8 protein-coding genes are annotated in these 11924 nt (G+C 69.6%); 4 read left to right on the top strand and 4 right to left on the bottom strand.

The annotated features are described in order from the left end of the window. From ACQG07_RS19015 to ACQG07_RS19000, 4 genes are all read right to left on the bottom strand, one after another. On the bottom strand, positions 1-1283 hold a 1283-nt coding region (locus tag ACQG07_RS19015; protein ID WP_426739129.1), incomplete at its 3' end, for a glycoside hydrolase family 27 protein. Continuing rightward, positions 1280-2815: an alpha-N-arabinofuranosidase gene (locus ACQG07_RS19010; RefSeq protein WP_191941053.1), complete on the bottom strand. Its 1536-nt coding sequence runs from the start codon at positions 2813-2815 to the stop codon at positions 1280-1282. The genes ACQG07_RS19010 and ACQG07_RS19015, both read right to left, overlap by 4 nt. Before the next feature lie 37 nt (positions 2816-2852). Continuing rightward, positions 2853-5063 carry an alpha-galactosidase gene (locus tag ACQG07_RS19005; RefSeq protein ID WP_426739128.1) on the bottom strand — a complete coding sequence of 737 codons (2211 nt, stop codon included), beginning with the start codon at positions 5061-5063 and terminating at the stop codon, positions 2853-2855. A 52-nt stretch (positions 5064-5115) separates the two neighbouring features. Next, positions 5116-6114 carry a LacI family DNA-binding transcriptional regulator gene (locus ACQG07_RS19000; protein ID WP_124769272.1) on the bottom strand — a complete coding sequence of 333 codons (999 nt, stop codon included), beginning with the start codon at positions 6112-6114 and terminating at the stop codon, positions 5116-5118. 258 nt (positions 6115-6372) lie between these two features. Here ACQG07_RS19000 and ACQG07_RS18995 point away from each other — a divergent pair, with 258 nt between their 5' ends. From ACQG07_RS18995 to ACQG07_RS18980, 4 genes are all read left to right on the top strand, one after another. Beyond that, complete coding sequence (locus tag ACQG07_RS18995; RefSeq protein ID WP_164486943.1) at positions 6373-7632, top strand: ABC transporter substrate-binding protein; 1260 nt, start codon at positions 6373-6375, stop codon at positions 7630-7632. A gap of 82 nt (positions 7633-7714) precedes the next feature. After that, positions 7715-8674, top strand: a complete 960-nt coding sequence (locus ACQG07_RS18990; protein WP_079705845.1) for a carbohydrate ABC transporter permease — start codon at positions 7715-7717, stop codon at positions 8672-8674. Continuing rightward, the gene (locus ACQG07_RS18985; RefSeq protein WP_079002436.1) at positions 8674-9567 is read left to right on the top strand and encodes a carbohydrate ABC transporter permease; all 894 of its coding nucleotides are present in this window, start codon (positions 8674-8676) and stop codon (positions 9565-9567) included. The genes ACQG07_RS18990 and ACQG07_RS18985 overlap by 1 nt, the downstream gene beginning before the upstream one ends. After that, the gene (locus ACQG07_RS18980) at positions 9564-11924 is read left to right on the top strand and encodes a beta-glucosidase (RefSeq protein ID WP_426739127.1); all 2361 of its coding nucleotides are present in this window, start codon (positions 9564-9566) and stop codon (positions 11922-11924) included. The genes ACQG07_RS18985 and ACQG07_RS18980 overlap by 4 nt, the downstream gene beginning before the upstream one ends.

Genomic DNA, 11924 nt, shown 5'->3' with positions numbered 1-11924 from the left:
TAATTGTCGTCGGCAGCGTCAGATGTGTATAAGAGACAGGCGCCGTCGGCGACCGGCAACGGCCGACCACTCCACAGCTCGGTGACGGACGATCGATCGGCGCAACCGAGATCGGCCAGGTGCACCCGCAGCCCGGTGTCCGCATCACCGAGCCAGAACACCGCGCGCCACCGGGTCTCGCCGAGCTCAGCCGCCCAGACGACGAGGTCGCCGTCGCGGATGATCTCCCGGGTCCCGTCGCTGCCGAGCAGTGCGAGCACGTCCGGGTTGGTCAGGAGCGCGAGCGTGTGCGCCGGGGTGTCCGGGAGGTGGCCGCCGAAGAAGAGCGGCGACCGGCCGATGCACCAGAGGGTGATGAGCGTCTGCTGCTCGGCCGGGGTGAGGCGACTCAGCCGGTCCGAACCGACGTGGGCGCGGATGCCGATCCGCCCGAGCGGGAGCATGTCCGCATCGGCCCACGCCCCCGGACGCTGGAGGGGCGCCCAGCGGGCGAGGCGCTGGAACTGTTCGAGCACCGCCGACCAGTCGTCCCAAAGATCGTCGGAGATCCGCCACAGCTGCGCCGTCGATCGAAGAGTGTCGAGGTGCTCGGTCGAGAGTCGCTTCCCCGGGGACAGGCTGAGCACCATCGGTCGACCAGTCGCGTCGATCGCCCGCGAGATGGCCTCGATCTCGGCGGTCTGGATCGGTGGGTAGAGCACGTCGTCGAGCTTGATGAGGTCGACACCCCAGTCCGCGAGCTGTGCCATGACCGAGTCGTAGTAGGCCTGGGCGCCCGGGGCGGTCATGTCGACGCCGACGTTGTCGGGGTTCCACGAGCAGACGTTGGACGGATCGGCGATCTCCCCGCAGCGGGCGGTCGAACCGAGGATCGGTAGGTCGAGGTCGACGGCCAGACGCGGCACGCCACGCATGAGGTGCACCCCGAAGCGGAGCCCGAGCGCGTGGACGCGGTCGGCGAGCGCGCGGAAGCCGCCCGACGCCGCAGACGGGAACCGGTTCGGAGCGGGTTGCGGTCGGCCCCAGGCGTCGAGCGTCGGCTGGGAGACGCGCTCGTAGTCGCCGACGCCGGGCGCCGGTTCGTACCACTGGATGTCGACGACCACCGTGTCCCAGCCGACGGGCAGCAGGTGCTCGGCCAGGAACGCGGCGTTGGCAAGTACCTCGGCCTCCGTGACGGACCCTCCGAAGCAGTCCCAGCTGTTCCAGCCCATCGGCGGGCGGTCCGCCCGCGCCCGACGTGCTGCACGCACCTCGGTGACCGCGATCTCAACCTCGCTCATGGCGCGACGACCTGAGCCGTGATCGTTGCGAACGAGTGCGGTGGGAGCGTGACGCGAAGACCCGTCGGTGTGACGTCGAGACCCGTGAGCGGTCGCGGTGACACGGCGTCGGTCTCACCGGGACGGTTGTGGGCGTCGGGCCGCGCAGCGGTGAGCAGCCGGCCGTGCGGCTCGACCACGGACCCGCCACGGACGTCGACCTCGATGACGAGTGGCGCGTCGAGGTCGACGTTCGTCAGCGAGCAATGGAGGACGCCGTCCTTGACGCTCGCCGAGGCGGAGACGGTCGGGATGCCACCCGCGTGTGCGGCGTCGGCGTCGCGGACCGGCCCAACCACGTGCGTCGGGAGGGACGTGGCGTCCTGGTGCGGGCTGTTCATCTCGAAGACGTGGAAGGTGGGCGTCCGGACCATCTCGCCGCCGTCGGGATCGGTCAGGAGCATCGCCTGCAGGACGTTGACCGTCTGCGCGATGTTGGCCATGCGCAGCCGGCCCGCGAATCGGTGGAACACGTCGAAGTGCCAAGCGGCGACCATGGCGTCGCGGATGGTGTTCTGCTGGAACAGATGCCCGGGATGCGTGCCCGGCTCGACGTCCCACCAGGTGCCCCACTCGTCGAGCACCATGCCGAACCGTTCCTCCGGGTCGTACACGTCCATGACGGCGGCGTGCGACGACAGCAGCTGCTCGACGCCCTGTGCTGCGGTGATCGTGCTCCAGTACTCCGCGGCGTCGAACCCGGTCGCGCTGCCCTTCGCCTTCCAGCTGCCGCCGATCGTGTAGTAGTGCACCGAGACGGCTTCCCAGGGGGTCGCCGAGAACGGGTGGGTGGCCACGTCGGCGACGACCTCCATCAGCGTCTTGGTCCAGGCCACGTCGAACCCGTCGGCGCCGGCGGCGACCCGGTAGAGCGGGACCTTCCCGCCGCTCTCGCAGAACGTGCCGAATTGGCGTGCCAGGTCCGCGTACGCGCCGGCGCGCAGGTTGCCACCGCACCCCCAAGGCTCGTTTCCCAGCCCCCAGAACGGGACGTCCCAGGGCTCCTCCCGGCCGTTCGCCCGACGCAACTCGGCCATCGGGGTCTCCCCGGCACCGGTCAGGTACTCGATCCAGTCGGCCATCTCCTGCACGGTGCCCGAACCGAGGTTGCCCGAGACGTAGGCGTCGGCGCCGAGGAGCTCGCACAGCTCCATGAACTCGTGGGTGCCGAACGCGTTGGTCTCGCTCGTCCCGCCCCATTGCGTGTTGACGAGCTTCGGGCGGTCCTCGCGAGGTCCGATGCCGCTCGTCCAGTGATAGCGGTCCGCGAAGCATCCGCCCGGCCAGCGGAGGTTCGGGATGCGCAGTTCGCGGAGCGCCTCCACGACGTCGAGCCGGATGCCGCCGATGTTCGGCACGGGCGAGTCCTCGCCGACCCAGAAGCCGTCGTAGATCCCGCGCCCGAGGTGTTCCGCGAAGTGGCCGTAGACGTGTCGATTGATCGTGGGGCCCGGCCGGTCGAGGTCGACGGTGACGGTCGCAGTGGAGTCCATGGGTGATGTGGTCCTGTTCTGTGCAGCGGGTCGTGAGTCAGACGGCGGTCACGAGGATCGTGATCGCGCGGTCGGGCTGGAAGGTGGGGAGGTCGAGGCCGATCACGGCGAGCTGGCCACCGCTCAGCACGGGCGCCGCCGCGAGCGTGGCCGGGTCGGCGTCGAGTGGCGGCGCATCCCGGAGCCACTGGGGGATCACCCAGCGCGGGCCGAGGGAGTCGTCCTGCGCGACGGCGAGGCGGTAGTGACCGTCCGGGCGGAGTCCGGGAAGGCGGACCCGACGACGGGAGTCGGCCGACCGCGGGGGAGTCACGAGGGTGTACAGCGCGGTGGTGCCGTCCTCCGCGACGACCCCGCGCAGGGTCGGAGCGTCGTCGTCCCACTCGCCGTCGCCGACGACGCGGCCGGTGGCGATGAGTCCGCGATGACGCGTGAACACGGCGATCCATCTGGCGAGGGTCGTCCGATCCGCATCGTCGAGCTCGCGCAGATCCCACTCCACGCCGAAATGCCCGAGGAGGGCGACCGCGCACCGGGTGTGGAGCGTGTGCGTGCGTCCGGTCGTGGCTGATCTGGCCGAGGCCACGTGCGACCCGAGCATCTCGGGCGGGACGAGGAGCCCCGTCCACCGGAGCATCCGGGCCCGCTCGATCGGGTCGTGGTTGTCGGAGGTGTGGACGCGATCGGACCGCTCGAGGACACCGAGGTCGACGCGGCCTCCACCCGAGGCGCAGCTCTCGATCTCGAGGTGCGGGTGCCGCGATCGGAGCTCGTCGAGCAGCCGGTAGAGGGCTTCGGTCTGGTCGTGCACGGCCGCCCGCCCGGTCGACGGATGCCCGGCATCGACGAGGTCGCGGTTGTGGTCCCATTTCAGGTACGCGATCCCGAGCTCGCGGACCAGTGTGTCGATGGCCTGCAGGATGTGGTCGAAGGCCGCCGGATTGCCGAGATCGAGCACCTGCTGGTGCCGGACGGGCGAGGGGAGCTCGTCCCTCGCCCGCAGGATCCAGTCCGGGTGCTCGCGTGCGAGGTCGGAGTCCTCGTTGATCATCTCCGGTTCGAACCACAGCCCGAACTCCATGCCGAGTGATCGCACCCGGTCGGCGAGCGGCGCGAGACCGTCCGGCCAACGCTCGGGGTCCGGTGTCCAGTCGCCGAGGCCGCGGGTGTCGTCCTGACGTCCGCGGAACCATCCGTCGTCGAGCACGTAGCGCTCGACGCCGATGGCCGCGGCCCGGGTCGCCAACTCGGTGAGGACGTCGAGGTCGTGATCGAACAGGACCGCCTCCCAGACGTTCATAGTGACGGGGCGCGGACGCCGAGCCGCCCGCGAGGTCGAGCGCAGCCAACGGTGGTACCGCGACGAGGCGGCATCGAGGCCGACGCCGTGGGCCCCGTACACCCATGGGGTCCGGTGGTCCTCGCCGGGGCCGAGTCGGACCTCGCCGGGCAGGAGCAGTTCGCCGCCACGGAACGCGAGGTGTCCGTCGGTGCGTTCGACGCCGATCGTGTGGTTGCCGCTCCAACCGACGTGGCACAGCCAGACGTCACCGGTCCGGCTGTCGAACCCCGGTGTTCCGATCGCGGTGACCCCGGTGGCGTCGAGACCGGGGCGACCGTGCCGCGACTCGCGGAGGTGCGTCCCGGTCGTGACCGGAAGCCGCTGCGGCAGCTTCTCGTTGCCCCACCGACCGGCGAAGTCGAGGATCTCCCGAGCCGACGTCGGGACCGGGAGGGCCGGCACGACACCCTCGATCTCCAGGAGGTCGTCGCCCCGGTTCGTGACCGTCACGCGCGTGCGCAGCAGGCCGGTCGGTGTCAGTTCGATCGCCACGAGGAGAGCGATGCGGGTCTGGTCGTCGACCGCGGTCACCTCGACCAGCGCGGCGCCGCACTGCCGCACCTCGCCGGCCGGGAGGACCGCCCCGTCGACCTCGACCGAGGCCACCTCGAAGCGCGACGACCAGGCCGTCCCGGCGCGATGCGCCCGGAGGCCGGGCAGACCCGACCAGCCCGACGCGTGCTCGGGCAACAGGCTCGGCTCGTACGGCGCGTCAGATCCGTCGACGAGGTCGCCGCGCACGGTGGCTGTGGACGCGGCCAGCCACTCAAGGTCGTCGGCATCGACGGCGGCTCCCCAGTGCGCGATCGTCGGGAGGCGGGTCCCGTGCTGGACGAGGACGACGGAGACGCCGTCGCACTGCAGATGGACGACGCGGTGTTCGGGCGTCGCTGAGAGGTCGGACATGGTTCCTCCGAAGCGGTCGGTGAGGCGGGTGTGACGGCCGGTGGGCCGAAGGTCAGGCGGAGTCCCGGACGACGAGCGTGGTGTCGAGCCAGCGCGGTGCGGTCGTCCGGCCGGCGATGAGCTCCATGACGAGTTCCGCGGCGACCCTGCCCATCTGCTCCAACGGCTGACGGACCGAGGTCAGCGGTGGCTCCGCCGTGGCCGCGACGACCGTGTCGTCGAATCCGACGAGCGCGATGTCGTCCGGGACCGTGCGGCCACTGGCCTCGAGGACGCGCATCGCGCCGACCGCCATGAGGTCGGAGCCCGCGAAGACGGCGTCCAGGTCCGGGTACCGGGAGAGCAACCGCGCCATGGCCGACGAGCCGCTCGGCATGGTGAAATCGCCTCGGGCGACCGCACGGGTGTCGAGGCCGCGCTCGGTGAGGACGTCCCGCCAGCCTCGGACGCGGTCGCTGGAGGCGGCCATGTCGGCGGGGCCCGAGATGACGCCGATCCGTGTGCGGCCGAGCGCGATCAGGTGTTCCGCCGCGAGACGACCGCCGGCGTAGTTGTCGGAGTCGACGAAGGTGACGTCCTCCGTGTGCTCACCCATCGGGCGGCCGACGAAGACGATCGGGAGGTCCACCGAGGCGAGCGCCTGGGTGATGGTGCTGATCTCGTGCTGCAGGATCACCACCGCCCCGTCCACGTAGTGCGCCGCCAGGTAGGCGACGAGCGCGTCGAGTTGGCGCGGGTCGGCGAGGAAGAGCGCGGGCTGCTGGGCTGCCGACAGGAGCGCGGCGGTGGCGCCCTTGAGCGGTGCCGCGACGAACGATCCGGAGAACGGTTCGAGCTCGCCCGCCGCGAGGACGATCGCGACCGCGCCCGTCCTGCCTCCGGCGAGCGACCGGGCTGCGACGTTCGTGCGGTAGGCCAGTCTCGCGGCCGCTTCGCGCACCGCGACGACCATCGAGGCGTCGACCGTCGAGGCGCCGGCGAGGACCCGCGACGCGGTCGCTCGGGAGACGCCGGCCTCTCGGGCGACGTCGACCAGGGTCGGTTTGCGCATCCTCGCTCCTTTGCGATCGTCCACCTGCCGGTGGTCTGGCAACGAGCATCGCAGAATCCGAGAGAGCGGTCTCCGAGTTGCGCAATATTGCCCTGGTGCCCTGGAACCCCGCTGCCTATGGTGATCACCACGCCCGAACGGTCCGGATGCTCCCCGATCCAGTCGACATCGGCGCGAGCCGGAGAGCGATCTCCGGCCGGTGACCGCAACGTAGCGCGACACCGCGGAACACGATCCCGCATAGGAGGGGGATTTCCAGTGAAATTCCGTCTTGCAGCAGCAGCAACCGTCGCCGTCATGGTCGGCGCCCTGGTCACCGGTTGTTCCGGGTCCGGCGGCGGCGATGACAAGACCTTCCAGTTCTGGTCCTTCACGGGCATCAACCAGAAGGCCGATGTCGAGAAGTACAAGGAAGCGCACCCCGACATCACCGTCAAACTCACCGAGGTCGGCAGCACGCAGGAGACCGCCCAGGCGCTCACCGCAGCGCTGGCCGGCGGTAAGGTCCCCGACCTGGTGCTCATCCAGGGGGACGACATGCCCAACTTCGTCGCGAACCCCGACAACTTCGTCGACCTGAGCACGATGGGCGCCGACGACATCTCCGGGGACTACCTGCCGTGGGTCTGGGACCAGGCGGTGGCGCAGAACGACGCCGTCATCGGGGTACCGACCGACGTGGGCGGGATGTCGATGGCGTACCGCGCCGACCTCTTCGAGGCCGCCGGCCTGCCGTCCGACCCGGACGAGGTCGCGGCGCTCTGGCCCACCTGGGACGACTTCATCTCCGTCGGCCAGCAGTACGTCGCCGCCACGGGGAAGCCGTTCCTCGACAACGCCGGCACCTCGGTCTTCTTCCAGACTGTGAACCAGGTCGACGAGAAGTACTACACGCCCGAGGGCGAGCTCGTGTACGACACGAATCCGCAGGTGAAGGAGGCGTTCGACATCTCGATCAAGGCGATCGAGGCCGGCATCACCGCGAACGTCCCCGCATTCTCCACCGGCTGGAGCACGGGCAAGACCAACGGCGCCTTCGCCGCGATGGCAGCTCCGTCCTGGATGCTGAAGAGCATCAAGACGGACGCGCCCGACACCTCCGGCCAGTGGCGCGTGACGACGGTGCCCAAGGTCGCCGGCAACTGGGGCGGCAGCTACCTCGCCATCCCGAAGCGCGCGGCGAACCCGGAGGCGGCCTGGGCCTACATCAAGGAGATGCAGTCACCCGAGTCGCAGCTGAAGAACTTCACCGACACCGGCGCCCTGCCCAGCACGGTCTCCGCGTACGAGTCCACCGCGATCGCCGACTACACCGACCCGTTCTTCGGCGACTCGAAGATCGGTGCCGTGCTCGGCAAGTCCTTGCAGGAGTTCAAGCCGTTCTTCAACGGTCCGGAGACGGCGACGATCGGTTCCGCGATGATCAACACCGTAACGGACGTCGAAGCCGGCAACACCCCACCGGACAAGGCCTGGGACGTCGCGATGAAGGCCGTGAAGGACGCCCTCGGCGGCTGACCCGACGGCCCCGTCCACCCGTCCGCTCCGACCCGGGGCGTTCCGGCCGAGCAACACGCCGGAACGCCCCTGAAGGATCATCGTGACCACACACATCGCCCCACCTCGGCTGCTGCCGAAGCAGTCGCCACCCGGTATCGGGACGCGGATCCGCAACACCCTGCCGGAACGCTTCGCCCCCTACGTCTACATCGCCCCGTTCTTCCTGATCTTCGCCGTCTTCGGCCTGATCCCGCTCCTGTTCACCTTCGTGGTGTCCCTCTTCGACTGGAACCCGATCGGTCAGCAGACCTTCATCGGCTTCGACAACTTCACCAGGCTCGCGGCCGACCCACGGTTCTGGAACGCGATGCTCAACACCTTCGCGATCTTCATCATCTCCACGGTGCCGCAGCTGGTCATCGCCCTGGGCCTCGCCCATCTGCTGAACCACGTCCGCCTGCGCTTCGCCACCGGGTTCCGGATGGCGATGCTCGTGCCGTACATCACCTCGGTCGCCGCGACCACGATCGTGTTCGCCCAGCTGTTCGACCGTGACTACGGGCTCTTCAACTACCTCATCAGCTTCTTCGGCGGTGACCACGTCGACTTCCTCAACGACAAGGTCGGCTCGTGGTTCCTCGTCGCGCTCATGGTCGTCTGGCGGTGGACGGGCTACACGACGCTGCTGTACCTGGCGGCACTGCAGGCGATCCCTCGCGACGTGTACGAGGCGGCCGCCGTCGACGGTGCCGGTGGATGGAAGCAATTCGTCTACATCACCATCCCGTCGTTGCGTCCCATCATCGTGTTCACGATCGTCACCTCGACGATCGGCGGGCTCCAGGTGTTCACCGAACCACTGCTGGTGAACCCGGCCACCGGCCTCACCTGCGGTGCGGCACGACAGTGTCAGACGCTCACGCTGTTCCTCTACGAGCAGGGCTTCGGTCAGTTCGAGTTCGGATACGGCTCGGCGATCGGCGTCGCGCTGTTCGTGATCGTCGTCCTCGTCGCCCTGCTGAACTTCTTCCTGTCCACCCGCACCCGAGGAGGACGCTGATGTCCGAGACGCTCAACTCCACCCAGCTGATGGCGAGCGCGACCTCCGCCGGCCGGAAACGGAACGGCGGCCGGATCGGTCGCATCCCCTGGTACACCTACGTCCTCCTCGTGTGCGCCGTCGTCGTGAGCATGTTCCCGCTGTACTTCATGTTCGTCGTCGCGACCACGGACTCGGCGACGGCGACCACCCTGCCACCGCGGCTGTACCCGGGCGACAACCTGTTCCACCTCGTGGGGCTCGTGCTCGAGACCGTGCCGTTCATCCAATCGATGATCAACAGTCTCATCGTCGCGCTGTCGATCGGCGTCGGATCGGCCCTGCTCTGCGCCCTGGCCGGGTTCGCCTTCGCGAAACTGGAGTTCCGCGGCCGCAACGCGCTGTTCATCCTCGTGGTCCTCACCATGACCGTGCCGACGCAGCTCAGCGTGATCCCGCAGTACCTGATCATCTCCGCGCTCGACTGGGTGGACACCCTGCAGGCACTCATCGTCCCCGGCCTCGCGAGCGCGTTCGGCATCTTCTGGATGCGTCAGCACATCTCGAGTTCCGTGAGCGACGAGCTGCTCCAGGCGGCGAGACTCGATGGTGCCAACACCTGGCAGATCTTCTGGCGGATCGTCTTCCCGGTCATCCGACCGGCGGCGTTCGTCCTGGGACTGCTCGGCTTCGTCGGATCGTGGAACGACTTCCTCTGGCCGTTCATCGTCCTGAAGTCGCCCGAGATGTACACGGTCCAGATCGCGATCAAGGCCCTGCAGTCGCAGCGGTCGATCGACCTCGGCCTGGCGATGGCCGGGTCGTTCCTGGCCACCATCCCGCTGCTCATCGCGTTCATCTTCGTCGGCAAGCGCATGGTGACGGGGATCATGGACGGAGCGTTCAAGGGATGACCCTGCAACACGACGGCGTCACGCCGACCACGTCGGGCATCGTCCGCGGCGTCTGGAACGACCGACGGGCGTCACCCGACGAGCGGGCGCGAGCACTCCTCGATCAGATGACCCTCGAGGAGAAGGTCGGTCAGCTCGGTTCGGTCTGGTTCACCGACACGGCGGGCGACTTCGCGCCGAGCGTGGGTGGCTCCGACGACCCGGCTGCGCCGACATCGGCGCCCACCGGCGACTTCACGGGTGGCCTCGGGCAGTTGACGCGCATCTTCGGGACCGAACCGGTGACGGTGGCCGAGGGTGTCGATCGCCTGCGGGAACGGCAACGGCAGGTCGTGGCCGGCAACCGGTTCGGCATCCCCGCGATCGCACACGAGGAGTGTCTGACAGGGTTCGCCGCGTACGGTGCGACCGCCTTCCCGACGCCGCTCGCCTGGGCCGCCTCGTTCGACGAGGAGCTCGTTGAGCGGATGGCTGAGGCGATCGGAGACGACCTCCGTTCGGTCGGTGTCCATCAGGGACTCGCGCCGGTCCTCGACGTCGTCCGGGACTACCGCTGGGGCCGGGTCGAGGAGACGCTGGGAGAGGACCCCTACCTCGTCGGCCAGCTCGGCGCCGCGTACGTGCGTGGTCTCGAGCGGTCCGGGGTCGTGGCGACGCTCAAGCACTTCGCCGGCTACGCCGCGTCCCGAGGCGCGAAGAACCACGCCCCGGTGAGCATGGGGCGCCGCGAGCTCGCCGACGTCGTGCTTCCGCCGTTCGAGACGGCGATCCGGCTCGGGGGAGCGCGAAGCGTGATGAACGCCTACACCGATCTCGACGGCGTCCCCGCCGGTGCCAGTGTCGAATTGCTCACCGGCATCCTGCGCGACGACTGGGGTTTCGACGGCACCGTCGTCGCCGACTACTGGGCGATCCCGTTCCTGGCGACCATGCACCATGTCGCGAGCGACGCGGCGGAAGCCGGCGCGCTCGCCCTCACCGCCGGGATCGACGTCGAGCTCCCGGAGACCGCCGGCTACGGCGCCGTCCTCGTCGGGCTCGTCCAGGACGGGGCGCTCGACGAGCGGCTGGTCGACCGGGCCGTGCTCCGGCACCTGCGGCAGAAGATCGAGCTCGGCCTGCTCGACGGGGGTCCGCTCGTGCCGGAGCACGCCGCATCGACCGATCTCGACGGCCCCCGCAACCGCGCCATCGCGACGCGTCTGGCCGAGGAGTCGGTCGTCCTCCTCCGGAACCGCGCCGTCCTCCCACTCCAGACCCCCGCGCGCATCGCCGTGATCGGGCCGGCGGCCGACCAGTTCCGCAGTCTCGTGGGCTGCTACGCGTTCCCCAACCACGTGCTGTCGAAGCACCCCGGGCACGATCTCGGCATCACCATCCCGACGATCATGGACGCGGTGCGTACCGAGTTCCCCGCGGCTGACATCGTCGTCGAACCGGGATGCAGCATCACCGAGACCGGTCAGGAGGACGTTCCGGCCGCCGTCGAGGCCGCCCGTTCAGCCGACGTCGTCGTGCTGGCCGTGGGCGACATCGCGGGCCTGTTCGGCGATGGTACTTCGGGAGAAGGCTGTGACGCCGAGGACCTGCGCCTCCCCGGGGGCCAGCACGACCTCGTGCTCGCCGTCCTCGCGACCGGGACGCCCGTCGTCCTGACCGTGCTGTCCGGGCGACCCTACGCACTGGGGGACTACGACCGGGCCGATGCACTGGTCCAGGCGTTCTTCCCCGGTCAGGAGGGCGCGGCGGCCGTCGCGGGGCTGCTGTCCGGCCGGGTGCAGCCGAGCGGACGGCTCCCGGTGCAGATCCCTCGCTCGCCGGCCATGCCGGGCACGTACCTGCAGCCGCCGCTCGGTCTGGCGTCCCGCGGGATCAGCGTGCTCGACCCCACGCCGCTCTTCCCGTTCGGTCACGGCATCACCGCCGGGGACGTCCGCTACCGATCGCTCACGAGTGCAGCGGAGCTCGCCGTCGACGGCGAGGTCCTCGTCGATGTGACGGTCGAGAACGTGGGTGTGGAGGACGCCGTCGAGGTGATCCAGCTCTACGGCACGGATCCGGTCGCCTCCGTCGTGCGTCCCTCGGTCGAGCTGCTCGCATTCGCGCGCCTCACGGTCGCTGCCGGGACGTCGGCCACGGTGCGTTTCTCGGTGTCGGCCGATCGCTTGTCCTTCACCGGAGTCGACGGCCGTCGGGTGATCGAACCGGGGACGTACGTCCTGTCCGCCGGGCTGTCGGCACTCGAGCGTCCGCTCACCCACACGATCGAGGTGACCGGCAGCAGGCGGGAGCTGGTCGGGCCGCGCGAGCTCCGCGTGGACTGGCGGCGTGTCGACGCGGTCGCGAGGAAGGCCTGA

This window comes from Plantibacter sp. 2H11-2, assembly GCF_050031945.1.
In the GTDB taxonomy this organism is placed as follows: Bacteria; Actinomycetota; Actinomycetes; order Actinomycetales; family Microbacteriaceae; genus Plantibacter; species Plantibacter auratus.
This window is presented reverse-complemented; position numbering and strand designations above follow the sequence as displayed.